The following is a 24,999-nucleotide window of genomic DNA, read 5'->3' as shown; positions in this document are numbered from 1 at the left end:
CAATCCCTCGTGTCCCATTCGGCTTCCGATAGGAAGCCCCTATATATCTTTCAACGGTTTTAGCAACTCCATTGTTCCCGTTTTCTCGGGGATGTCCAACGTGATCTTCAATACCGTGGTTTATCTAGGATAGTCCGCTTCGGTACCTCCGGGAAGTCGGATTACCCTTCGGTATCCTTCCCCCTCCGCGGGGGCATCAAGGTGGCCGGCCGCAGCAGGCCCGAGGGGAAGCGCTGACGGACCAGGTCCATGGCTTCTTCTGCCTGGCGCCAATTGCCATCCCGGCGTTCGAAACTCATCTGGAAGCCGGCCCCGGCGTCCGAGAGCTGTTCAACGCGGACTCCGATCAAACGGACTTTTTGCGGGCGCGGACCGAGTCCGTCCAGCAGTCCCTCGGCTGCCTCGCGGATGGCCTGGGCCGAATTCGTCGGTTGCACCAGGCGGCGGCTGCGCGTGGTGGTCGTGAAGTCCTCGTAGCGGATCTTGAGCGCAATCGAATGTCCTTGGCGTCCAGCCTCCCGTAGCCGCTGTGCGACTCGGTGGGCCAACCGCAGGAGTTCCCGGCGTAGCAACGCATCGTCTCCGACATCCGTGGCAAAGGTCTCCTCTGCCCCGATGCTCTTCTCCTCCCGCACCGGCTCGACGGGCCGCGGATCGCGCCCCCAGGCCAATTCATATAAATGCGACCCATGTGAGCCCAGCAGCCGTTCGAGGGTGGCCACCGGCGTCTGCGCCAACTCACTGACCGTCGAGATTCCGGCCCGGGCCAACACCGCAGCGGTTTTGGCCCCGACGCCCCACAGTGCGCCCACCGGAAGCGTATGCAAATAGGCGACGGTGTCCTCGGGTGCAATCCGCAACAGGCCGTCGGGCTTGGCACGGGTCGAAGCGACCTTGGCGACATACTTGTTCCGGGCGATGCCAACACTGGCAGGCAGCCCCAGGTCATCGTGGATCCGCCGGCGGATCATCCTTCCGATCTCCAGCGGCCCACCCAGGCGACGCAGGCTGCCGGTGACGTCCAAGAAGGCCTCGTCGACGCTGACTTGTTCAACCAAGGGCGTCACTTCATGGAAAATGTCCATGATGCGTGCGGAGTAGCGACGATAGGAGCCCATGCTCGGCTCGATGACCGTCGCGGAGGGGGCCAACCGCATGGCAGCACTCATGGGCATGGCAGAACGCACGCCAAGGCGCCGGCACGAGTAGGAAGCCGACAAGACAACGGAACGCGATCCCGGATGACCGACGATGACCTGGCGGTCCACCAGTTCCGGCCGTTCGAGCAACTCCACCGACACATAAAAGGCATCCATATCCACGTGGAGGACGGTGCGGTGTTGGGGGGCATCGGACATGCCTTCAATTCTAGGGACGTTCGGTGACAGATAGAGTGGAGCCAACCCCGATCGCCCACACAATGGATGCCATGAACCACATCGATGCCACCGGCCCACTTCCCCTTGCCGATGGAACAAATGACCACGGTTTCGCCGAACGCCTCGACGAAGCGCTCGCGGTGTTCCTGGCCGAGCAGCACGACATCGTGGCGGAAATCTCCTCTTCAGCAGCCGATCTGGTCACAGCCATTGCGTCCCTGGTCCAGGGCGGCAAACGGTTGCGTCCCCGCTTTGCCTTTTGGGGTTATGCCGGAGCCGGAGGAGACCGTGGAGACGATGGCATCGTGCGTGCGGCTGCCGCCCTCGAGCTGTTCCAGGCAGCGGCCCTGATCCACGACGACGTCATCGACCGCTCGGCTACGCGTCGCGGCCGCCCCAGCGTGCACAAATCCTTCGAAAACATCCACGCCCGTGAAGGCTGGGCGCGAGACGGCGCCAGATTCGGCGAGGCGGCGGCCATCCTTGTTGGTGATTTGTGCCTGTCCTTGAGCGAGCAGCTTTTCGCGACCGCTGCCCCGGCCGGAGCTCCGGCCCGGGTGATCTTCGATGGCATGCGAACCCAGGTCATGGCCGGCCAGTACCTCGATGTCCTGGAGGAGTCGGCCGGGTCCTCGTCGCCCGATGAGGACGTCCTGCAACGGGCGCGGACCATACTGCGCTACAAGTCAGCCAAATACACCACCGAAAACCCCCTACTGCTCGGGGGAGCCCTGGCTGGCGCTGACAGTGCGCTACTGGCGGGCTACTCGGCCTTTGCGTTGCCGATCGGCGAGGCATTTCAACTGCGGGACGACGTGCTCGGCGTCTTCGGGGATCCTGCAGTGACTGGCAAGCCGGCGGGCGATGACCTCCGTGAGGGAAAGCGGACGGAAATGATCGCCCATGCCCTGTTGCGCGCTTCAACCCCCGACCGGGACTTCATCCAGGAACGCCTGGGCGCCGATGACCTCACCACCGCTGAAATCAGCCGCATGACCGACATCCTGGAGAGCTCAGGCGCCCTGAAGGCGACGGAATCGACGATTGCCGAGCTGTCGGAGCGGGGATTTTCCGCGCTGGCCGGACTTCCCGTGGCCCAGGACGTCAGGCTTCAGCTGCGCCATCTGGGCGAAGCCGTCACCAATCGTTCGGCCTAGCCACGGCCCATTGCCCCCGGGGGACGGCAAGCCCGGCTCCTGCGGGGACCGCCTACCAGGCCAGTGCCTGGGCCCTGCGACGGATCTCGGTTTTCCTGCCCTGGCGTAGTGCTTCGATCGGCGTACCGGGAAGCGACTCATCGGGGGTGAACAGCCAGGCAATCAGCTGTTCGTCGGTGAAGCCGGAATCGACCAGCACGGTGATGGTGCCCTTGAGGCTGTCCACCACGCGCCCGTCCAGGACAAAGGCCGCGGGCACTGAACGGACCCGGCGTTCGCCCACCCGCGCTTCGACGATCGAACGCTCGTCGAGCAGGCGATGGACATCCTTGATGGACACACCCAGCTGATCGGCCAGGTCAGGCAATGACAACCATTCGGTCACGAGGTTATTAAGAGAGCTCACGGGACAAGACTGCCACACGGCCGCCCTTCCCGGTGGCAATCCGGGCGTGACGAGCCGCTTAAGACTTTTGGTCGTCGGCGAAATGGTGTAAATTCACTTGAGTCACACTTGCAACATAAGTCACACGAGTATCGCGGAGCCCTGCCTGGCTCCACTCGCTGGGACTTCTTCGGCCCCGGCCGTCGCGATCAGAGGATATCTATATGCCCGAGCTCCGCTCCAGCGGTGCGCGCTCCTCGAACGACATCGTTCAGGGACCCCGCAACCGGTCCATCTACGGCGCAGTCGCGGCCGCGGCAATCCCCGCCGTTGCCATTTCGGGGATGGCTGCAGCTGCCCCGGCCGTAGCCGCCGAAGTCCCCACGACACGAGCCCTCCTTCTTCCGAAGCCGGCGACGAGCGTCAATATCGCCGCCGCACAGCAACGAATTGCCGCGCATCTGGTGGCGTCCCACATCCCGGCCCGCCTGACAGTGGCCACTGCCGCACCGAAGACGGTAACGGTGAAGTCCGGGGATACGCTCTCGGGCATCGCCCACCGCCATCATGTTTCGCTCTCGACCCTGCTCAAGGCGAACCACCTTTCGGTCAATGACCTGATCTTCCCCGGCCAAAAGCTGAAGCTGGCGACGTCGCACGGATCGGCCAAGCAGTCCTCATCGCGCTCGTCGTCGAGTGCATCGAAGGCCACCAGCTACACCATCAAGTCCGGGGATACCCTGTCCGGGATCGCCCACAAACACCACCTCTCGCTCTCCGAGCTGCTGAAGTCCAGCGGGCTCAAGGCCAGCACCACGATCTACCCGGGTCAGAAGATCCGCCTCAGTGGCGGCTCCTCCGCACCGGCGAAGTCCTCCAGCGCCTCGAAGACTACTGCCAAGTCCTCCCCCGGTACCGGGGCCACCTACACGGTCAAGTCAGGGGACACGCTCTCGGGAATTGCCTCCAAGGCAGGCGTCGGGCTCTCCTCGGTCTTGAAGGCCAACAACCTCAGCCGCTCCTCGGTGATCTACCCCGGCCAGAAGATCCGCCTCTCCGGCGGTTCCCCTACACCAGTGCGGGTCGCCACCAGCAGCGCGAAGCAGAGCAAGCCCTCCGCTACGCCTCGGACCTCGAGCTACACGGTCAAGTCAGGGGACACGCTCTCCGGAATCGCCTCCAAGGCAGGCGTCGGGCTCTCCTCGCTTTTGAAGGCCAACAACCTCAGCCGCTCCTCAGTGATCTACCCCGGCCAGAAGATCCGCCTCTCCGGCGGTTCGGCTGCACCGGCCAAGTCCACGAGCGCCCCGAAGGCGAAGACGTCGACCTACACGGTCAAGTCGGGCGATACCCTCTCGGGCATCGCGGCCGAGGCCGGCATGGGACTCTCCAAGCTCCTGGAGGCCAACCACCTGAGCAAGTCCTCGGTCATCCGTGTGGGACAGAAACTCAAAGTGGGCGCAGGGGCCTCGGTTTCCGCCACGTCCTCGCGCAAGCAACTGGTTTCGGACACCTTCCTTCACTACAAGTACCCGTCGGAAACGGTGAAATCGGCCAACGACAACAAATATGAACTGCTGTCGCGGAACCTGCCGTCCCGGGCCGAGATGAAGTCCTTGATCGTCAGCACGGCCCGCCAGATGGGTGTCGACCCGTCCCTGGCGCTGGCACACGCCTACCAGGAATCGGGCTTCAACATGGCGGCGGTGTCCCCCGCCAACGCAATCGGCGCCATGCAGGTCATCCCTACCTCCGGTGAGTGGGCGTCCCAGTTGGTTGGTCGCAAGCTTGACCTGTTGAACCCGCGCGACAACGTCACCGCAGGAGTCGCGATCATCCGCTCCCTGCAGCGCACCAGTTCGTCGGTGGAGGTCGGCATTGCCTCGTACTACCAGGGACAGGGCTCGGTGAAGCGCAATGGCATGTATACGGATACGAAGGCATACGTCCGCTCCGTGAAGGCACACCAGAAGACGTTCAGCTAACCGATAACGTGCAGTCGCAACAGCAGGCCGGGACCCCCAGGGGGTCCCGGCCTGCTGTTTCTTCCTCCCGGTGCGCCGGGGGAACCGGTCAGCGTTGGACCGGAAGGTCCAGGATCACGTTGGTGCCTCCGTGTTCCCGCGGCTCCCATTCGATCGAGCCGGCGAGTTCGCTGGTCACAAGTGTCTTGACGATCTGCAACCCCAGCCCGTCCTTGCCGGGCTCGGTGCCCAGGCCCTTCCCGTCGTCGGACACGACGACCCGCAGTCTTTCGGTGCCGTCGGCGATCGGGCGCCGAGTGGCGTCAAGGCTCACCGTTCCGTCGCGTTCACCCAGACCATGTTCCACGGCGTTGGACACCAGTTCGTTGATGACCAGGGACAGGGGGGTGGCCAGCTCGCTGGGCAGTCCGCCAAACGACCCGGACCGCTCGGTGCGCACCACCTGGCCGGGCGAGGCCACTTCGGCCGCCAACCGGAACTGACGGTCAATCAATTCATCAAAGTCCACATTCTGGCTGAGCCCCTGGGACAGGGTCTCGTGGACCAGCGCGATCGTGGCGACACGACGCATCGCTTGTTCCAGGCCGAGTTTTCCGTCCTCGCTGACCATGCGCCGGGATTGCATCCGCAACAGAGCGGCCACCGTCTGCAGGTTGTTCTTCACGCGGTGGTGGATTTCCCGGATCGTCGCATCCTTGGAAACCAGTTCCATCTCACGACGCCGGAGTTCCGTCACATCACGGCACAAGACCAAGGCGCCATAACGCGTCTTTCCGTCGCGCAGGGGAATGGCACGCAGGGACAGGCTGACGCCCCGCGATTCAACTTCGGTGCGCCACGGCATCTTCCCGGTCACGACCAGGGCCAGCGACTCGTCGATCAGGCGTCGATCCCTGAGCAATCCCGTGGTGACTTCGGCCAGGGACCGGCCTTCGAGGGAGTCCACTCCACCCAGTCGGCGGTACGCGGAGACGCCGTTGGGACTGGCGTATTGCACAATCCCCTCGGCGTCCAAGCGGATCAGTCCGTCACCGACCCGCGGGGCACCCCTGCGCGAGCCCGTGGGCGTCGCGAAATCCGGCCACAGGCCTTGCGTGCCCATGCGCAGCAGGTCGGTGGCGCACTGTTTGTAGGTCTGTTCCAGCCGCGAGGCCACCCGCGACGTCGACAGGTCCTGATGGCTGGTGACCACCGCCAGGGTCCTGCCGTTGCGCACCATCGGATAGGCGTCGATCCTCATGGCCGACTCGCGGGTCCAGTGGTCTTCGGCGGCCCGTTGGATTTCCCCTGAGGACCAGGTCTGGTCGACCAGCGGCCGCAGATCACGACGAATCCGTTCTCCCACGAAGTCACTGTGGAAAACCGTGTGGCTGGTGGAGGGACGCACATGGGCCAGGGCCATGTACGTCCCGCCAGCCGAAGGATGCCACAGCACCAGATCGGCAAAGGCCAGGTCTGCGACCATCTGCCAGTCCCCCACCAGGAGATGGAGCCATTCCTCGTCTCCGGGACCGAAGTCGGCCAGCTCCCTGATGGGATCGGTGAACGTCGCCAAGTGCTACCGCCGGACGATCGAGCGCAGCAGGCGCAGGGCCACCGAGAGCGACGCCATGTCGTCCCGCTCCAGGCTGTTGACCTCATCGAACATCTTCTTGGCCCGATCCAGGTTGCCCGAGTTCTGTTCCTCCCACGCCGAAAGGCACGTGGCTGGATCATTCGCGTCCGGTGCTGCGTCCAGGGCCGCTTCGGTGATGTCCACGGCCGTGGAGTACAGGTCGTCTCGCAGGGCAGCGCGGGCCAGTGCCTCCCACCGGTCTCCCCGGGGGAGTTTGGTGATGCGCTCGAGCAGGCCGTCCACGCCGAACCGTTCGAAGACGAGGTAGTACACGGCGGCAACTTCGCGCACTGGCTTGTCCTGGTCGCGGGCAACCAAGGCAATGTCCAAGAGGGCAAAGCTCTCGAACTGCTGTGACCACCGTGCTGCAAGGTCCTCGGGCAGTCCCCACGACAGCCCATCTGCCTTCCAGCTTGCGACGCGTTGTGCGTCCTTCCCCTGCAGCAGGTTTCCGAGTTCTGCATTCAAGGTGGACACGGTCGGTTTGAAGGCGTCGATGTCTTCCTGGATGCTGGTACCCCGGCCGACGTGCGTGATGAACCAGCGCGTGGCGCGGTCCAGCAACCGCCGCATGTCCAGCTGGATCCGGCACCAATGCTCGGTCGGCACACTGGCCGGCAACCCGGTCACCGCGTCGACGAAGGCGTCCAAGTCGTAGATTTCACGCAGGGCGACGAATGACCGTGCCACGGATGCCTCGGTGGCACTGGTTTCCTCCATGACGCGGAACGCATAGGTGATGCCACCCATGTTGACCATGTCATTGGCGACGACGGTGCTGACGATTTCCTTGCGCAGCGGATGAGCCAGGATGTCCTCGGGAAACTTTTCGGCCAACTGCACCGGGAAGTAGTCGCGCATCGTCTGGTCGAAGTACGCATCATCGGAGAGATCGGTCTTGGCCAGTGCCGTGGCCAGCTGGATCTTGGCGTAGGCGACGAGAACGGACAGTTCCGGCGCCGTCAGGGATTTCCCTTCGGCCAACCGATCCTCCAGCTCGTCGGTGCTGGGCAGGAACTCGATCTCCCGATTCAGGTCGGCGTGCTCCTCCAGGAAGTCCATCAGCCTCTCGAAGCTTGGGCTCCATTCCGAAAGGTGCTGTTTGTCGTTGACCAAAAGGATGTTCTGGTCAACGTTGGTTCGCAGGACCAGCCGTGAGACCTCCTCGGTCATGGAGTGCAGGAAGTCGGCTCGGTCGTTGGCATCCAGCTTTCCTGCCCGGACCATCCGGTCCACCAGGATCTTGATGTTGACCTCGTGGTCCGAACAATCGACGCCGGCCGAGTTGTCAATGGCGTCGGTATTGAGGATGACCCCGTTGAGAGCAGCCTCGATGCGACCGCGCTGGGTCATGCCCAGGTTTCCGCCTTCACCGATGACGCGGGCCCGCAGGTCCCCGCCATCGACACGGATCGCGTCATTGGCCCGGTCTCCCACATCGGCGTGGGTCTCGCCGGAGGCCTTGACATACGTGCCGATGCCACCGTTGTAGAGCAGGTCGACGGGCGCCGAGAGCACTGCGCGCAACAGGTCGGGCGGAGACATGGATGTCGTGCCGTTGGGGAGGCCCAGGACCTCGCGGACCTCGTCAGAGACGGGAATCGTCTTGGACTGGCGGGGGTAGACTCCTCCGCCCTGGCTAATCAACGTCGTGTCATAGTCGCCCCAGCTCGAGCGCGGCAGGTCGTAGAGCCGCTGTCGTTCCTTGAAGGAGGCCGCCGCGTCGGGGTGCGGGTCCAGGAAGATGTGGCGGTGGTCGAAGGCGGCCACCAGCTTGGCATGCGGGGACCGCAAGAGTCCGTTGCCGAACACGTCTCCGCTCATGTCCCCGATGCCGGCGACCGTGAATTCTTGTTTCTGGGTATCAATGCCCAGCTCGGCGAAGTGCCGTTTGACGGACTCCCAGGCACCGCGGGCCGTAATGCCCATGGCCTTGTGGTCATAGCCGACGGAGCCACCCGAGGCAAACGCATCGCCCAGCCAGTGTCCCCGTGACAAGGAGATCTCGTTGGCGATATCCGAGAAGCTGGCCGTGCCCTTGTCGGCGGCGACGACCAGGTAGCTGTCATCGTCGTCCAAGCGCACCACCTGGTCGGGAACAGCCACCTGCTCGCCGTCCGCTGTCTGGATCAGGTTGTCGGTGATGTCCAGCAAGGCAGAGATGAAGATCCGGTAGGCCGCCTTGCCTTCCTCCATCCAGGCATTGCGGTCGACCGTGGGATCCGGCAAGTTCTTGGCGAAGAACCCGCCCTTGGCGCCGGTGGGGACGATCACCGCGTTCTTGACCATCTGGGCCTTGACCAGACCCAGGATCTCCGTGCGGAAGTCCTCACGGCGGTCGGACCAGCGCAGTCCCCCTCGGGCGACCTTGCCGAAGCGAAGGTGCACGCCCTCGACTCGTGGTGAATAGACCCAGATTTCATAGCGTGGCCGGGGGAACGGCGCGCCGTCAATCCGTCCCGGTTCGAGCTTGAAGGACAGGTGGATGGTGTCCTGGTAGTAATTCGTGCGGGTGGTGGCGTCGATGACGTTGATGAACCGACGCAACAGCCGGTCGGCGTCAAGCGTTGCCACGCTTTCCAGCCCGGTATCCAGAGCCGTTCGCGCTGCTTCGATCCGGTGGCTCCGGTCGGCATCATCGAAGTCGGGGTCGAAGGTGGCCTCGAAGAGTTCGATGAGCGAGCGGGTCACGTCCGGATTCGCCAGCATGGTGTCGGAAATGAACCCGTAGGAGTTCGCGACGCCGAGTTGACGCAGGTATTTGGCATAGGCCCGCAGGATGGCCGTCTCGCGCCAGGAGAGACCCTGAGCCAGGATCAGCCGGTCAAACGCATCTGATTCGGCGCGCCCGGTGAAGACCGCGGCATACGCTTCGGTCAGCAGGTCGCGGGTCTGCAGCGGATCAATGCCGTCGGGATACTTCAGGCCGAGATCGTAGAGGAAGAACTCGGTGCCATCGCCCCGCTGGATCGCGAACGGCTTTTCGTCAACGACTTCCAGGCCCTGGTTCGAGAGCACGGGCAGGATCCGGCTCAGCGACAGTGGCTTGGTGAGGTAGAGGTTCAGGCGCGCATCGATGCCGTGTTGCCGGCTCATGTCCGTGGGCACGTAGACCTTCACGACGGGCCCTTCGTGCTGCGGGTCGTCATAGGTTGAGAAGCGTTCGATGTCTTCCAGCGCATCTTCGACTTCGAAGTCCACACGGTAGGCCTGGGGGAAGGCTTCGGCCCACTGCCGCGAAAGCATGGCTGCCTCATCACCACTGAACCGGCTGCGCACTGCCTCATCCACGCCTTCGGACCAGGAACGGACGGCGCGGACCAGCCGTTGCTCGAGGTCTGCCGGGGCCACCTCGGGAGTCTCGCCGCCACGTGGCAGGCGGATGCGATAGAACAGGCGCACCAGCGCCGAATCGCTCATCCGCACCTCGTACTCGGTGGACTCGGCTTCGTAGGCCTTCGTGAGTTCGGCCTCGATCCGGAGCCGGACGGCGGTCGTGTAACGGTCACGGGGCAGGAAGACCAGTGCGGACATGAAACGTCCATAGGTGTCGGGCCGCAGGAACAGGCTGGTGCGTCGCCGTTCCTGGAGTCCCAGGATGCCGGTCACGATGCGCAGGAGGTCATCGGTGGCGATCTGGAACAGCTCGTCGCGCGGGTAGGACTCCAGAATGGTCAGCAGGTCCTTGCCGGAGTGCGAGTCCGGTGCGAACCCGGAGGCTTCCAGCACCCGTTCCACGTTTTCACGGGCAACCGGTACGCTGCGCACCGGGCGGGTGTAGGCACTGGAAGCGAACAACCCGATGAACCGGCGTTCGCCGTTGACGTTGCCCTGGGCGTCAAAGCTCTTGACGCCGATGTAGTCGAGGTAGACCGCACGGTGGACGGTGGAACGCGAGTTGGCCTTGGTGATGACCAGGGCGCGCCTCTCCCTCGCCTTTTCCTTGCCGGATTCGGTCAGTTCCTGCCGGAGCATGGTGGTCCCGGATCGCCTCATGAGACCCAGCCCGCTGTTCGGGCGCACGTGCAGGACGTCCTCCCCGCCTTCGGTGACCAGATCGTATTCGCGGTAGCCGAGGAAGGTGAAGTTCCCGTCGTCGAGCCAGCGCAGCAGCTCCGCTGCACTCTCCAGATCTGGGATGTCCGCGCCATCGGCAACGTCTGCGAGCGAATCGGCGATCTCGCCGGCCTTCGAGCGCATCGCCTGCCAGTCCTCCACGGCGTCACGGACATCAGCGAGGACGCGCTCAAGTCCCTCCACCAGCGACGCGACCTGCTCTTCGCCGGGGGTTCCGCCGATTTCAATGGCTATCCAAGATTCAACGGTGGACTTCTCGCCCTCGCGGGACATGAAACTGGCCAGGTTCGGAAGCGCTGCGGTGTCCCCCGATGAGGTGGCAGCACGCGTTGAGACGGGCTCGACGGCTAGGGCGCAGCCTTCGTCGTCCCGACGGACCACGAAGGTCGGGTGGACAACCAGGGTGATGGCTTGTTCCTGCCGCACGATCTCGGCAGTGACCGAGTCGACCAGGAAGGGCATGTCGTCGGTGACCACGTACACGACGGTGGTCCCTGCCGTGGCGTCGACTGCGACCTTCGCGTGCCCGGGCTGTCGTTGGTGGCCGATGCCGAGGTGTACTGCAACCCGCTCCCCCAGCGCCTCAGGAGAATATGATTGCGCATCCTCCGGCGATAGGTGCCCGTAGTAGGCCTCGGTGAACTTGGGAGTGTTTGTCTCGGCAATGAACCTTGTAGGCATGCCCGACCCCGACGACATCAATTAACGCCTCCGTGTAGCGATGTGGGCCGCTCCGTTGCGGCCCCGAACCCCTCAAGACTAACCCGCGCTTCGACCAGCACCCAATGCGCCGGAGGCCCTGCCGAGCAACCCCGTTCTGCGGCGTACCGTCACCGCCACCAGTTCTGCGATACGTGCCCTGAGTTCACTGTCCGGAGCGACCTCGGCCAGGACACTTCCCTGCAGGAGCGCCCGGTCGGCGGCTTCGGGATCCGAGGGCAATTGGGCGGCCAGGGCGGGCCCCGGGCCGAAGCGCTCCCACGTCTCGCGCAAGGCGCGTTCCGGCGACGGCCCGACCGACGAACGGCGGACGCGGTTGAAGACAACCCGGGGTTCGGCCTCGGGCAGGATCTCGAGCAGATCCTCCAAGGCCTTCACCAGGCGCGGTACGCCCACACTGTCGGCGGCGCCCACCGCGATGATTTCAGCGGCAGACTCGAGCACCGCAAGAGTTGCACCGTTGCGTTGTGGTGCCGACGTGTCGTAGGTCAGATCCTCGTCGCGTTCGAGCAGGGACGCCACGTCGACGACCACCAGGTCAACGCGTCGTCGAACGAAGTCCAGCACACGAGTGAGCGCAGCGGCGCGCAGTTCCGGCCACCGCTGCGGGCGCGGAAGCCCGGTGGCCACCCGCAAGGTGGTTCCGCCGACGGCGACGACAGCGCAGGAACGTTCGTACCCGGATTCGTCGAGCATGCCCTGATCCGATAGCCGGCAGAGCTGGGCTATGCCGGCCGACTCATCCAGCAGTCCGAGGTGCACAGCGACGCTGGAGCCATAGGTGTCGGCGTCGACGAGCAGCACGCGTTGGCCGGCCATGGCTGCCTCGGCGGCCAGATTGACCGCGACGACCGTCTTCCCCGTGGATCCGGTCGGGCCCCAGACCGCGAGGATGCGCCCGGGATCGCGTACCTCAACGGGGGTTGCCTCCACGGTCTGCGACGCATGGCGGGCTCCCCGCGCTGGCCGGTGTGAACCGGAGACGAGCAACTCCAGCAGATCCGCTACGGATTGCTCTCCTGTCGTGGTGGGTTCTACGCCCAGGCCAAGGCCCGTCAGACGTTCGGCAACTTCGGGATCATCGGTAATGGCCACTGCGGGCACCCCATGGAAGGCGAGCTCGTCGGCAAATGCCGCATCGATTTCATCGGCGGGACCCAACAGCAAGGCGGCGTCTGCCAGCCCTGTTTCCGCCAAGGCGATGACCTCGGTGAGTTCGTCGCAGTGGCGCACGATGGTGACCGGTCCGCGGAGCCGCTCCAGACGGTCGGGCAGATCCCCCACCCGGCCGAAAACGACCACTGCAACGCTCACTGGTCGGCCTTGCCGGGGTTGTACACGATGGTCAGCCGTGCTTCATTGGCGATGGCCGAGAGCATGGCCGGCAGGTCCTTGTCCATGACAAGCAGTTCGACTAGTTGCCCGGAGGACCCGCCGAATCCTGAGTCGAGTTCGCGCACGGAACTGACCTCGACGGATTGGAGCAGGCGCTTGGGCTCACCATAGGTGGTTGAGTTCGAGCCTCGCTCCGCTGCCCAGACGTCGACGCGGGTACCCACGCCGACGGCTACGGGCAGCTCCTGTGGCAGCTCCACCGATAGGGGTTTGCGCCCCTGCGGGTCACGGCCGCCAACGGCCGCCAGGGGCAGCAGTTCCCCGCCCCGGATCAAGGTGTTGGCGTGCAGATCCGCCGCTGGTGGTTCGTCGGCGGCGAGATAGCGGTCCTGGACCGTGTCGAGGCGCACGTCCACGACCCGCAGCGCGTCGGCATCGATCTTTTGCCCCAGGGCAATATCCTGGCGCGCCACATACATCGGCACGGTCTGGTTCTGCACCGAAACCAGGGTGAGCACCCCGGCCACGGAGACGACAACGAGCAGGATGCCGACCAGCAGCCGGGGATCCTTCCACCCGGGTTTGCGCAGCCTTCGCGCCGGTCCGGCGTGTTCCGCCTCAGTTGCCACCTTGCCTCCGCCTCCCCGGGAACCCCGGTACACGCTCCATGTTGCCGGGGAAACCACGAAGACGGGTCCCCCTGATCGTCCACCCTAATGATCAAAGGCCCCTGGCCCAAGACCCCGTGCTGCATCTGTGGACAATGGGCCCTTCGCTACGTCTCGTGACGGAGTGCGGCGACGGAGCCCAGCGGCAGCAGGGCCACCGACCGCACCTCGGCTTCCCGGCGGTAGCCATCGACCGGATGAAGCGCCAAGCGCAGGTGGTCGGCCCCGGCGTGATCCAGCGTCCCGGTGCCCAGTAGGGCCCCATCCACGGCCCACACCGTCACCCGGGCCCGATCGCGGACGAGCGAACGCAACGCGGCCCCCAGGCTGACCCGCCGGCGGACCGTGGACTCCTCCGCGACAGCGGCACGGTGCCCGGCGATCTCCAATGACCTGATTCCGGCGTCGACCACCAGGTATTCCGCCGGCCCCTCACGCAGCGACAGCCAGTTCACCCCGACGTGCTGCAGCATTCCCCGCAATCTGTGCCCGCCGAGCAGATCAACGATGAGCTCAGTCCCAAGTTGACCGGCCAGATGATCCCACAGACGCAGTTGCGAGCGCTCGATGCGAACCATCTCCTGGATTTCAACGGTCCGCTCGCGGGCTCGGACGGCATTGAGTTGAGACTCCAGATCGGCGAACAACGATTCCCAGCGCATGGCACCACCTTATGCCGCACGGGTGGACGAATTGTCGCGAAGCACTGGACAACTAAAACAACAAGTGCCATGATCACTATCAATAATCATCAAACAACATCAAATGACATCAAAATGAATGAGGGTGACGAAGATGAACTCAGTGAGTCCTCGCCCCGGGATGGCCTCGGCCGTCCCCGCGCTCGTGGTCGGCCTGTGTGGTGTGCTGCTCACCGCGTGCGGAATCTCGATGGCCCTCGGAACCGATTCACCCGGCCCCCTCGTCCTGCTCTCCCCCACCCGATGGGACCGTGCCGCGGCCCTGGTCTTCATCGGTCTGGGCCTCCTCATATTGGCCTGGTGGCTCTTCAGCCTGCTGATCGGCCTTCTGGCTGAGCTTCTCGGCCGACGAGGCCACCACCATGCCGCTGCCCGGGCCGCACGGTGTTCCCCGGCCTTCATGCGACGACTGGCCGCCGTGCTGCTGGGGGCCCATCTCCTGGTCATCCCTGCCGCGCAGGCGGCCGCCCCTGGCGGAACGGGCCTTCCCGCGACGACCACACCGCCCACGAGTGCGGTCTCCTGGTCGGTTCCGGCAGCGGGGGCCGAACTGCCTGCGGCTTCCTGGGGCAACAGCGAGCTGCCGTCACCCGCCTGGAGCCCGGAGCGCCCGGCGGCTCCCCTGAACCGATTGATGGGTCAGCGCACCCGAACCGAGACCAGGGAATCGGTGGTCGTCGAAGCCGGGGACACCCTCTGGTCGATTGCCGCCCGAAGCGCGGGCCCCGGGGCCACCGACGCCGAAATCGCCAGGGCCTGGCCACGTTGGTATCGAATCAACCGCGCAGCCATCGGGCCGGATCCCGACATGTTGGACATCGGAACCGTCTTGACCCCTCCACGGGCAGAACAAGACCAGAACAGAAGGTAGGAGCCATGACCGAGTCAGCACGTCCCGAGGAAGACTTCCCAGACCACGCCCCCAGACGGGGGCTGGGGCCCGACAGGCCCACACTCGTCCCCGCCATCAGGCCCCTGCCGGTCCGCAAGTTCGCCGATCTGCTACCTTCCAGCGAGGCGCGGTTCGGACCAGCCCCCGGTCGGGGAACCGCCTCCACGCGGAGCGGGACACCGGTGCACCAGGCCTCCGAGTCCGAACGACGGGAGGAACGGGCGCACGTCCACACCATCGTGCGAATGGTCGGGCTGGCCGCCTTCGAATCCCTATCGGGCATCCGTCCCGTCCACCAGCTGGCCCGGTGGCTGGAAGCCGGACAATATGAAAAGCTGCGTTGCCGGGTGGCTTTGGTCGCCGCCACCCAGCCCGACGACGGGCAGCGTCTGCACCGCAATACCGCCATCCGGAGGACCCGTTTGTGCCCGGTCGCTCCAGGGGCCTACGAGGCAAGCCTGGTGGTGGCAGAAAACGACCGTGTCCGCGCCGCAGCGCTCCGGGTGGAGCGGCGGCACGGACACTGGAGCGTCGTGGAACTACAAATCGGCTAGCGGCGCTTCGACTTCTTGGACCGCCGGTCCGACCGGTTCCCCTTCGCCTTGGATTCATCCGCCGCGGCACGCTCGACGCGGGATTCCGCCTCGCCATCCTCACTCGGGGCGGTGTACTGCAGGGACGCGGGTCGCGCAGGAGCCTCCAGCCCCGGGGTGTTCAGGGTCGGAGTCGTCGTCGCCGACCTGGCGTCGGTGACACCGGGAAGCGACACGGGAGACGGCTGGGCGACCTCGACCTCGAGGTTGAACAGGAATCCGACGCTTTCCTCCCGGATGGCCTCCATCATGGTCTGGAACATCACGAACCCCTCGCGCTGGTACTCGACCAGCGGATCGCGCTGGGCCATCGCCCGCAGACCGATCCCTTCCTTGAGGTAGTCCATCTCGTAGAGGTGTTCCTGCCACTTGCGGCCGATCACACTGAGGACGACTCGGCGTTCCAGCTCACGCAGGTTCTCCTCGCCGATGGCCTGCTCGCGCTCCTGGTACTGGACCTTCGCATCGGAAAGGATCTCCTCCTGGAGGAACTCGGAAGTAATGCGGCCCGGACCGCCGCCTTCCTCCAGGACCTCGTCGATGGTCAGCGCGATCGGGTACAGCTGCCCGAGGTTCGTCCAGAGCTGCTTGAGGTCCCAGTCATCGCCGTGGCCCTCGCTCGTTGCCTCGGCCACCATGGCCTTGACGACGTCCTCCATGAAGTGCTGGACCTGCTCCTGGAGGTCACCGCCCTCCAGGATGCGCCGCCGATCACCATAGATCGCCTCGCGCTGTCGATTCATGACGTCGTCGTACTTCAGCACGTTCTTGCGCTGTTCGGCGTTGGTCGACTCGACCTGACCCTGCGCGGTCTCGATCGCCTTGGAAACGATCTTCGACTCCAGCGCCATGTCGTCGGGCATGGAGGGGTTGTTCATGATCCGCTGGGCGGCATTGGCATTGAAGCGGCGCATCAGGTCATCGGTCATCGACAGGTAGAAACGCGACTCACCGGGGTCGCCCTGGCGACCGGAACGACCGCGCAGCTGGTTGTCGATCCGACGGGATTCGTGGCGCTCGGTACCCAGCACGTACAGCCCACCCAAACTGCGAACTTCCTCGGACTCGGCCTTGACCTGGTCCTGCGCTGCGGCGAAGACGTCGTCCCAGACCCGCTCGTATTCCTCGGAATCGCGTTCGGGGTCCAGGCCCCGCCGTTCCATTTCGGCGACCGCCAGGAACTCGGCGTTGCCACCGAGCATGATGTCGGTACCACGGCCGGCCATGTTCGTGGCCACGGTGACCGCGCCCTTCTTGCCGGCCTGGGCCACGACCGCGGCCTCGCGGGCGTGCTGCTTCGCGTTCAGTACCTCATGGCGGACGCCTTCCTGGGCGAGTTTCCGCGAGAGGTACTCGCTCTTCTCGACACTGGTCGTGCCCACCAGGACCGGCTGCCCTGCGGCGTGGCGTTCAACGATGTCCTGGGCAACGGCGTCGAACTTGGCAATCTCGTTCTTGTAGATGAGATCGGATTGGTCCTTGCGCTGCATCGGCTTGTTCGTGGGGATCTCCACGACGCCGAGGTTGTAGGTGCCCATGAACTCCGCAGCCTCGGTCTGCGCGGTGCCGGTCATGCCGGACAGCGTCCCGTAGAGGCGGAAGTAGTTCTGCAAGGTCACCGTGGCCATGGTCTGGTTCTCGGCCTTGATCTCGACGTTTTCCTTCGCCTCGATCGCCTGGTGCATGCCCTCGTTGTAGCGTCGACCGGCCAGGGTGCGGCCGGTGTGCTCGTCGACGATCATGACCTCGCCGTTGATCACGACGTAGTCCTTGTCCTTCTTGAACAACTCCTTGGCCTTGATGGCGTTGTTCAGGAAGCCGATGAGGGGCGTGTTCGCCGCCTCGTAGAGGTTGTGGATGCCGAGGTGGTCCTCGACCTTCTCGATCCCGGTCTCCAGGACACCGACGGTGCGTTTCTTCTCGTCGACCTCATAGTCATCGTCCCGGTCCAGTTTGGTCACCAGCCGCGCGAACTCCCCGAACCAGCGGTTCACATCGCCCTGGGCCTGGCCGGAGATGATGAGCGGGGTCCGTGCCTCATCGATGAGGATGGAGTCGACTTCATCGACGATGGCGAAGTTGTGCCCGCGCTGGACCAGTTCGTCCTTGCTCCACGCCATGTTGTCGCGCAGGTAGTCGAACCCGAACTCGTTGTTCGTCCCGTAGGTGATGTCCGCTTCGTATTGCTTGCGGCGGATCGCGGGGTCCTGGTTGGCCAGGATGCACCCCGTGGTCATGCCCAGGTACCGGAACACCCGGCCCATGAGGTCCGACTGGTATTCGGCAAGGTAGTCGTTGGTCGTGACCACGTGCACGCCCTTGCCTGAAATGGCATTCAGGTAGGCGGGCCCGGTGGCCACGAGGGTCTTGCCTTCACCGGTCTTCATCTCGGCGATGTTGCCCAGGTGCAGGGCGGCGCCGCCCATCAGCTGGACATCGAAGTGGCGCATGCCCAGGGTGCGGTCAGCTGCCTCGCGCACGGCGGCAAAGGCCTCGGGCAGCAGGGAGTCCAGGGATTCGCCCTCCTGGTGACGCTTCTTGAACGCCTCCGTTTCGCCCCGCAGTTCCGCATCCGACATGGCCCGGAATTCATCCTCAAGCGTGTTGATTGCGTCGGCGTATCCGCGCAAACGCTTCAGGATCTTCTTGTCGCCGGTCCGCAGGACGCGTTCTAGCAGTGATGCCACGTGGTAGCTCCAAATCTCAGGCACAGGAATTCTGGCTTGGCCAGTCTACGGGAGACACGTGCGGGACCCGGTTTAGGTTCCCCCGCACCGTGTCCGCACCGCACGGGCCAGTTCATGGGACAGGTTACCCTCCGGATCGATGCGCACCGATTCCAGACCGAGCCATCCGGCCATGAGCGACAGTTCAGCAGCTAGTTCAGCGGCCGTCTCGGCGGGTGCGTCGGCTTCCGCGTGGCTGGAACGGACCGACAGCTCCAGGTTGGCACGGTCTGCCTTCAGGTCCACCCGCGCAACCATCCGGTCGCCCAGGAGGAACGGCAGCACATAGTAGCCGTACCGGCGCTTGTGCGCCGGGGTGTAGATCTCCAGGCGGTAGTGGAAGCCAAACAGGTCCTCGAGCCGCCGTCGTTCAAAGACGAGCGAGTCGAACGGGCTCAAGAGCGCTCGACCACGCGCCAAACGGGGACGAGCCGCCTGGGCATGCAGGAACTGCTGCCCCGGCCAACCGGCCACCTCCACCGGTTCAAGCACACCGCGGGTGACCAGCCGGTCCACGGCCGGCGCCGCGGCGCGCAACGGCAACCTGAAATAGTCCGCGAAGCAGCGAACTGTGCCGATTCCGTGGGCCTGGGCCGCCGATTCGACCAACCGCTCGGCGGACGCGTCCACATCATTGCCGTCGGGAAGCGCCACCGAGCTCGGGAGAACCCGGGAAATCGGTGCATAGCGTCGCTCGAATTGCGCGGTCCGCCCGGCTGAACCGACCTCGCCACCGGCGAACAGCGCCTCAAGGGATTCCTTGACCGTGGACCAGTTCCAGCCCCAGTTCGACCTGTCGATCTCCTCGCGATGGCCGATCCGGGCCGCCACCTCGCGTGCGGTGAGTGGACGGGAGGACTCCAACAGCACGAGGATCCGGTCGGCGAGTTCACGTAGTTCGGGTCGTTCCGTCGAAAAGCTGCCCATCCAGGTCCGGCGCTGCCAGGGCACCAGGTCGGCAAAGTGGGCGGGTCGGATGAAACTGGCTTCGTGCGCCCAGTATTCGACCATCCGCCGGGGTGAACGCGCCGCCATCCGGTCCAGGACCGTCCGGTCGTAGGGGCCGACCCGGGCAAAGATCGGCAGATAGTGCGAGCGGCTGAGCACGTTGACCGAATCGATCTGCAGCAAGTGGAGGCGGTCAAAGGCAAGGCCCACCTGCCGGGCTGTCGCCGGGCCGGTGGGCCGTGCCTGATGCAGTCCCTGGGCGGCCAACGCCACGCGCCGCGCCTGTGCCAGGGTCATCCGTCGAGTCATGCGGACAGTCTAGATGCCCGCACGGCCGCTAGGACGCGGTCTGGGATTCACGGTAATGACGGGTCTCCACGGTCTCCGCGTCGGCGTGGTTGCCATCGAGCGTGATCACCCCGTAGTTCCATTGCTGGCGCCGGTACACCACCGAGGAGGCGCCCGTCTCCGAGTCCACGAACAGGTAGAAGGGGTGGCCGACCAGCTCCATCCGGTCCACGGCGTCGTCCACGCTCATGGTTTCGGCGGGGAAGACCTTGCGGCGGATTTCGACCGGGTTGTCGGCCGCATTTTCCGCTGCCTCGCGTTCCTGCTCGTTCAACGTCTCCTGGTGCAGCGGCAGGCTGCTGCTGGCTGGCTCCAGCGTGGAGGTCGCCTGGAACACGGCCTGCGGGGTTTGCCGGCCGTGGTGGACCTTCCTCCGGTCCCTGGCCCGGCGCAGCCGCTCGAGCAGTTTGGTGAATGCCGTATCGAAGGCGGCGAATTTGTCGGCGGCCTTGGCTTCCGCGCGAATGGCCGGTCCACTGCCCACGACGCTGATCTCCACTGTCAGCTGGGCTTCGGCCTGCCGGGCGTTGGGTTCCTTGGTGACCTTGACATCGAGGCGCTGGACCTTGCTCGTCAGCTGCCCGATCTTGTCAGTCTTCTCGTCCGCGTATTCGCGGAACCGATCGGATACCGTCACATTGCGCCCGGTGATGTTCATCTCCATGGTGTCCTCCTACTGACCTCGGGTGACACGACAGCGGCTGAAAGTTCCTCCTTCCAGCCGCTGAAGATGGGTTCTTCTCCTCTTGGTGAGGTGCCCATACTCAACCGTAATCCAGGGCACCCAATAATCAAGCCCTTCCCCGTGCCTATTTCTGTGCCGAGCCACCCGTCCCCACCCCGGAGCACGGCGGAGGCCTCATCGAGCAGCAGCGCCGGCCCCTGGCCCCGGCGTGTCGTCCGGTGTTGGGCCGCCTGCCGGGGGCAGGGGCCCGCGTTCGCCTCCCCGTGGAGGTGCGGTGGCGGCCAGGACGGCGGCCCCCTGCACGCACGCACCGGCCCGCAGCAAACCCAGGTATCCACGGGCCAGCGTCGAACCGGTGGTCAACACGTCGTCGACCAGCAGCACCGGCGCTCCGGACACCGGGTGCCCCGGGCGCACCACGAATTCGGCGGCGTCGGAGCTGCGGGCACGCCGACCCCTGCTTTTCTGCTCCGCGACGGCCCAGGGCGGGCGCCGGACCACCCGCAGGGCCGGCACGACGGCGACGCCCGGAGGCAGCAGGCCCCGGCGGCTGATCCACCTGATGAGCACGTCCACTGGTGCGTAGCCGCGCCTGGCCCTGGCCATGCGGCTGGACGGGACGGGAACCAGCGCCAGCGGCCCCGGGTGCGCCTGCGCAGCAGCACGGATGGAACCGGCCAGTGCCGGTCCGAGGACGCCGGCCAGTGGGATGCGCTGCCGGTTCTTGAACGCCAGCAGGGCTGCCGAAACCTCACGGGCATACACACCTGCCGCCGTCACGGGCAGCGGTTCCCCATCGGGCAGCAGGGGCAGCCCCTCAGCGCCCTCCTGTGCCGCGAAGGGCCGCAGGGTGGCCGCCCGGAAGGCTCCCCGGCAGGCCGGACACATCACCGCATCGTCACACTGGCAGTACACGCACTCGCTGGGAGCCAGCACCGTGGCCAGTTCCGCGAGGGCCTCCCGCGGACCGCGCGTCCACGACGCGCCGCTGACCCGATCCAGGCCAGCGGCCAGTCGTGGCGGGATGCGCGGATATTCCATGTGTCCATCGTCCCGGGTCCCTCCGGCACGGTGAAGGCCCCCGGGCAGGCTGTGGACGCGGGCCGGTCCTATCCCGGGTAGGCGAGCTCGGAGGCCTTGCCCTCGCGCTTCTTCCAGGTGGAGAAGACCCGGGAATACACGCCGTCGGGGGTTTCGGCGTAGACGGTCCGCTGGTCCCCGGGGCCCGCGGAGATGTTCGTCATCCCCAACAGGGGCTCGAAGGTCGTCGCCTTGCCGTTGAGCGAGATCTCCTCGGCCTGCACGGCCTGCGAGTCACTGGGCTTCATCACGATGACCGAGTCCGAGGAATTCCACACGCCCTGCTGCACGGGGACCGAGGCATCCAGATGCAGCGGATCGGTGAAGCCGCGCGGGACCCCCTCGCTGTCACGGATGATCCCGGTGACATAGACCCCGGGCTTGCCGTTGACGGTGGCGATGACCAGCGCACGGGCACCATCGGGTGAGACCCGGAGCGAGGTCACGTCGGCGTTGCCCATCCAGCCCGAGTTCACCTGGCGCGACGGGCCGTTTTTGTCGCGATCGGCGGGGGTGGCGCGGATCCTGGTGCGCCCGTTGTCGCCGACGGTCCAGGTCCAGCCGTGGATGTCGATGCTGGGCGGGAGCAGGTCGGTTCCGGTCGCCGCAACCCGTGCTGCACCGGACTCGTTGACGGTGATCATCTTGGTGCGGTCACCGTTGAGGAACGCGAAGCGGTTGTCCGCCGGGGCCATGGCAGGATCCCGCGGCTTGAAGGCGGAGATGTCCTGGATCCCGCCGACCGGGACCACCCCGTTGCCCTGGTAGAAGACCAGTGTCTGGTTCGCGATGGCGATCTGCGTGTTGGGCACCGATGCGTCGACGATGGCCTTGTCGAATCCCTGCGCCTCATTGCCCAGGCTCACCGCACGTTGGCCCACTGTCATGGACACCGTTCTGATGTTCTGCACTTCGCCCAACGTCAATTCCAGTTGCTGCTGCATCAGTTGGCGCTGCAGTTCCGTGGCATCGGCGAAGGTCGACGTGTTCAAATCCACGGTGGCCCGGCGGGAGTCCACCGGCACGGAGGCCCGGGCCAGGGCGCTGCCTTCGGGGAACGCACTGGTGACTGCGTTGCGCAGGTAGGGTGCGGGACCGGCCAGCAATGCCGAGACGATCGTGGCCGGCAGTCCCTGTCGGTTCGCGAACCACCGGTAGTCGGCGATGGCGTATTTCTTGGTGGCATCGTAGAAATACAGCGGGTAGGCGGAGAACAGGACGGCGAAGTTGCCCTCCTCGATCATGGTGCCGTTGGGGACCTGGGACAGCCGCCATTGCCCGTCGACCTTGACGAGCTTGATGTCGGCGGACACGGTGGACTGCTTCTCCTTGCGGGTGAGCAGACCGTGTTCGTCGATGCTGGAGGTCGCCGCCACCTCAACGGTGTAGCTGCCCTTCTGGACGTTTTCCACGATGTTCGGCTCGGAGGCGTAGACGACGGTCCGGTCCGCGGCCCGCCACTCGCGGGAGAGCTTTGGGGCCAGGTATTCACGGGCCACGCTGTAGTCGTCCCGGGGGGCGATGCCCGCCCGCATGAAACCCTCGATGATCTGCTGCGGCGACGCGTCCTTGGCCGGCCCGGGCGGATCGAAGGTGTAGGTGAAATCCGATTGTCCAGCAGCCTCCGGCGCACTGGTTCCCACCGGACCGGAGCTGGGGATGGCCGCGCAGCCGGAGAGCACCAGCAGGGCCGCCACCAGGGCGGCGATCAGCGCCGGAAGGCGGGTGCCGCCGTCGTGCGGTGAAATGCGTTTACGCATGCCGTCCTCCCTGGGTCCCGGTCTCCGGTTCGTCATCGGCCGTGGCGCCCTGGTGGTGGATGGACTCCTGCTCGCCACGCTCCGGGGGCTGCGGCGCCGGCGTGGCGAGTTCCGCCGGCGTGGCGCGTTCCGCCGGCGTGGCGAGTTCCGCCGGCGTGGCGCGTTCCGCCGGCGTGGCGCGTTCCGCCGGCGGGACGGCCCGCAGGATGCTGCCGGGCAGGGCGAACCCGCCGGAGGGCAGGGTCGGCAACGAGGCGGTGTGCGGGCTTGTTTCCTCCACCGACAGCGCCTGGCCGAGCGTCAGGCGCGCATGCGGGGTCAGCGGCAGCGGCGAGGAGCCGACCGGGTCGCCGAGGTTGCGGGGCAGCGTGAGCCGGAAGCAGGCGCCTTCGCCCTGTTCGCCCCAGGCCTGCAGCCAGCCGCCGTGCAGCCGGGTGTCCTCGGTGGCGATGGACAGGCCCAGTCCGCTGCCTCCCGTGGTGCGGGCCCGGGCCGGGTCCCCCCGCCAGAACCTGTCGAAGACCCGTGCCGCCTGGTCGGGGTCCATGCCGATGCCGTGGTCGCGCACGGTGACGGCGACCGCGTGTTCGTCCTGCCCCACGGTGATGTCGATCGGACGGCCCTCGCCGTGTTCGACGGCGTTCATCACGAGGTTGCGGATGATCCGTTCGATGCGCCGCGGGTCCATCTCGACCATGCACCCGCCGTCGGGGACGTGCACCCGCAGTTCCGACCCGAGGTTCTCGGCATGCAGGCTGGCCGTCTCCACGACGCGGCGGACGACCGGGACCATGTCCAGCACGTCGGCGTCCAGGACGGCGACCCCGGCGTCGAAGCGGGAGATCTCCAACAGGTCGTTGAGCAGTGTCTGGAACCGCTCGACCTGGTTGTACAGCAGTTCGGCCGAGCGCCGGTTGATCGGGTCGAATTCCTCCCGGGCGTCGTGCAGGACCTCGGCGGCCATGCGCACGGTGGTCAGCGGCGTGCGCAACTCATGGGAGACGTCGGAGACGAACCGCTGCTGCATCTGCGAGAGCGTGGCCAGCTGCGTGATCTGGTCCTGCAGGGACGTGGCCATCCGGTTGAAGGAGGTCCCCAGGCGGGCGATCTCGTCCTCCCCGTGGACCTCGAGCCGTTCCTGCAGCTCGCCGGCGGCCAGCTTCTCGGAGACCAGTGCGGCGTTGGACACCGGGCGGACCACCAGCCGGGTGGTGTACCAGGCGATCCCGCCGGTGACGCACAGCAGCAGGATGCCGCCGATGGCCAGCACGCGGTGGATGAAGTCCAGTGTCTGCTGCACCGATTCCAGGTCGTAGACCAGGTAGAGCGCGTATTCGCGTCCCGGCGGCAGCTGGACCTTGGTGCCGAAGGCCAGGCCCGGGGTGTCGTCGGTGGCGTGGGGGAAGCTGATGGACTCCCAGTAGACCCCGGGGTTGTCGCGCACCGTCACGGCCAGCGTCTCGGGGATGACCGCGGTGGTCAGCCCGCCGCTGGCGGTGTTGGTGACGTAGATGTTCTCCGAGCTGGGCAGCGGGGTCAGGATGAAGTCGCGTTGGACGCTGGCCCCGTCGCCCTCCACGAGCTTGAGGGTGTCGTTGACGAAGGCCACCGTGCTGGAGCGGTCCGTGGTGGCGGCGGATTCGAAGTTCGACTTGACCTGGTTCAGCCCGCGGACCGACTCCTCCTGGACCTGCCCGAACCGTTCCTGGAACAGGCCGTCGGCGATCTGGTTGGACAGGAAGATCCCGGCGCCGAGCATCGCCAACGCCGAGAGCAGCACGGTGGTCGCCACGGCCCGCAGCTGCAGCGAACGCCGCCAGGCGCTCACCAGCCGGCGCCAGCGGGCCGTTCCGCGCTCGATGACGGTGCGCACCCGTGAGGGCCGGGACGAATCCGGTTCGCCGGACGGTTCCGCCGCCGGAGCCGGAGCGGCGGGGCTCTCCAT

Annotated in this window: 17 protein-coding genes; 4 read left to right on the top strand and 13 right to left on the bottom strand. The window is 65.9% G+C overall.

Translation table 11 applies throughout. From position 1 onward, the window contains the following. Nucleotides 1–161: 161 nt before the first annotated feature. The gene (gene dinB / locus ACN0TP_RS11015; protein WP_417218922.1) at nt 162–1,358 is read right to left on the bottom strand and encodes a DNA polymerase IV; all 1,197 of its coding nucleotides are present in this window, start codon (nt 1,356–1,358) and stop codon (nt 162–164) included. A 71-nt stretch (nt 1,359–1,429) separates the two neighbouring features. On the opposite strand from dinB, the gene ACN0TP_RS11010 reads away from it, so the two are divergent. After that, complete coding sequence (locus tag ACN0TP_RS11010) at nt 1,430–2,536, top strand: polyprenyl synthetase family protein (RefSeq protein ID WP_417218920.1); 1,107 nt, start codon at nt 1,430–1,432, stop codon at nt 2,534–2,536. A gap of 52 nt (nt 2,537–2,588) precedes the next feature. On the opposite strand, the gene ACN0TP_RS11005 is transcribed toward ACN0TP_RS11010, so the two are convergent. Beyond that, nucleotides 2,589–2,921: an Rv2175c family DNA-binding protein gene (locus tag ACN0TP_RS11005; protein ID WP_417219397.1), complete on the bottom strand. Its 333-nt coding sequence runs from the start codon at nt 2,919–2,921 to the stop codon at nt 2,589–2,591. Nucleotides 2,922–3,145: 224 nt separating this feature from the next. Between ACN0TP_RS11005 and ACN0TP_RS11000 the strand changes: the two genes are divergently transcribed. Further along, entirely contained in the window at nt 3,146–4,906 is a 1,761-nt protein-coding gene (locus tag ACN0TP_RS11000; protein ID WP_417218919.1) for a LysM peptidoglycan-binding domain-containing protein, read from the top strand. Between the two features lie 88 nt (nt 4,907–4,994). On the opposite strand, the gene ACN0TP_RS10995 is transcribed toward ACN0TP_RS11000, so the two are convergent. The 5 genes from ACN0TP_RS10995 to ACN0TP_RS10975 all read right to left on the bottom strand — a co-directional run bounded on the left by ACN0TP_RS10995 (nt 4,995) and on the right by ACN0TP_RS10975 (nt 13,983). After that, nucleotides 4,995–6,461, bottom strand: coding sequence for a sensor histidine kinase (locus ACN0TP_RS10995; protein ID WP_417218917.1), 1,467 nt, complete (start codon nt 6,459–6,461; stop codon nt 4,995–4,997). Between the two features lie 3 nt (nt 6,462–6,464). Then, nucleotides 6,465–11,297 carry an NAD-glutamate dehydrogenase gene (locus ACN0TP_RS10990; RefSeq protein WP_417218916.1) on the bottom strand — a complete coding sequence of 1,611 codons (4,833 nt, stop codon included), beginning with the start codon at nt 11,295–11,297 and terminating at the stop codon, nt 6,465–6,467. A gap of 60 nt (nt 11,298–11,357) precedes the next feature. Then, nucleotides 11,358–12,632: an AAA family ATPase gene (locus tag ACN0TP_RS10985; protein WP_417218915.1), complete on the bottom strand. Its 1,275-nt coding sequence runs from the start codon at nt 12,630–12,632 to the stop codon at nt 11,358–11,360. Continuing rightward, nucleotides 12,629–13,282 carry a hypothetical protein gene (locus ACN0TP_RS10980; RefSeq protein ID WP_417218914.1) on the bottom strand — a complete coding sequence of 218 codons (654 nt, stop codon included), beginning with the start codon at nt 13,280–13,282 and terminating at the stop codon, nt 12,629–12,631. Before ACN0TP_RS10980 ends, ACN0TP_RS10985 begins: the two co-directional genes overlap by 4 nt. A gap of 146 nt (nt 13,283–13,428) precedes the next feature. Continuing rightward, complete coding sequence (locus ACN0TP_RS10975) at nt 13,429–13,983, bottom strand: hypothetical protein (protein WP_417218912.1); 555 nt, start codon at nt 13,981–13,983, stop codon at nt 13,429–13,431. Between the two features lie 142 nt (nt 13,984–14,125). On the opposite strand from ACN0TP_RS10975, the gene ACN0TP_RS10970 reads away from it, so the two are divergent. Beyond that, the gene (locus ACN0TP_RS10970; protein ID WP_417218910.1) at nt 14,126–14,893 is read left to right on the top strand and encodes a LysM peptidoglycan-binding domain-containing protein; all 768 of its coding nucleotides are present in this window, start codon (nt 14,126–14,128) and stop codon (nt 14,891–14,893) included. Nucleotides 14,894–14,898: 5 nt separating this feature from the next. Then, nucleotides 14,899–15,468 carry an Rv3235 family protein gene (locus tag ACN0TP_RS10965; protein ID WP_417218909.1) on the top strand — a complete coding sequence of 190 codons (570 nt, stop codon included), beginning with the start codon at nt 14,899–14,901 and terminating at the stop codon, nt 15,466–15,468. Here the strand turns inward: ACN0TP_RS10965 and secA are convergent. From secA to mtrB, 6 genes are all read right to left on the bottom strand, one after another. After that, nucleotides 15,465–18,194 (bottom strand): preprotein translocase subunit SecA, encoded by a 2,730-nt coding sequence (secA, locus tag ACN0TP_RS10960; RefSeq protein WP_417218907.1) that lies wholly within the window; start codon nt 18,192–18,194, stop codon nt 15,465–15,467. The two genes, ACN0TP_RS10965 and secA, sit on opposite strands and share 4 nt — an antisense overlap. A 72-nt stretch (nt 18,195–18,266) precedes the next feature. Then, the gene (locus ACN0TP_RS10955) at nt 18,267–19,490 is read right to left on the bottom strand and encodes a winged helix-turn-helix domain-containing protein (protein WP_417218905.1); all 1,224 of its coding nucleotides are present in this window, start codon (nt 19,488–19,490) and stop codon (nt 18,267–18,269) included. Nucleotides 19,491–19,518: 28 nt separating this feature from the next. Then, the gene (hpf, locus tag ACN0TP_RS10950) at nt 19,519–20,193 is read right to left on the bottom strand and encodes a ribosome hibernation-promoting factor, HPF/YfiA family (protein ID WP_417218904.1); all 675 of its coding nucleotides are present in this window, start codon (nt 20,191–20,193) and stop codon (nt 19,519–19,521) included. A gap of 195 nt (nt 20,194–20,388) precedes the next feature. Next, entirely contained in the window at nt 20,389–21,255 is an 867-nt protein-coding gene (locus tag ACN0TP_RS10945) for a ComF family protein (RefSeq protein ID WP_417218902.1), read from the bottom strand. A 68-nt stretch (nt 21,256–21,323) separates the two neighbouring features. Then, nucleotides 21,324–23,054 (bottom strand): LpqB family beta-propeller domain-containing protein, encoded by a 1,731-nt coding sequence (locus tag ACN0TP_RS10940; protein ID WP_417218901.1) that lies wholly within the window; start codon nt 23,052–23,054, stop codon nt 21,324–21,326. Next, nucleotides 23,047–24,999: an MtrAB system histidine kinase MtrB gene (mtrB, locus tag ACN0TP_RS10935; RefSeq protein ID WP_417218899.1), complete on the bottom strand. Its 1,953-nt coding sequence runs from the start codon at nt 24,997–24,999 to the stop codon at nt 23,047–23,049. The genes ACN0TP_RS10940 and mtrB overlap by 8 nt, the downstream gene beginning before the upstream one ends.

Origin of the sequence: Arthrobacter sp. (assembly GCF_048266065.1) — a bacterium.
GTDB lineage: Bacteria > Actinomycetota > Actinomycetes > Actinomycetales > Micrococcaceae > Arthrobacter_H.
This window is presented reverse-complemented; position numbering and strand designations above follow the sequence as displayed.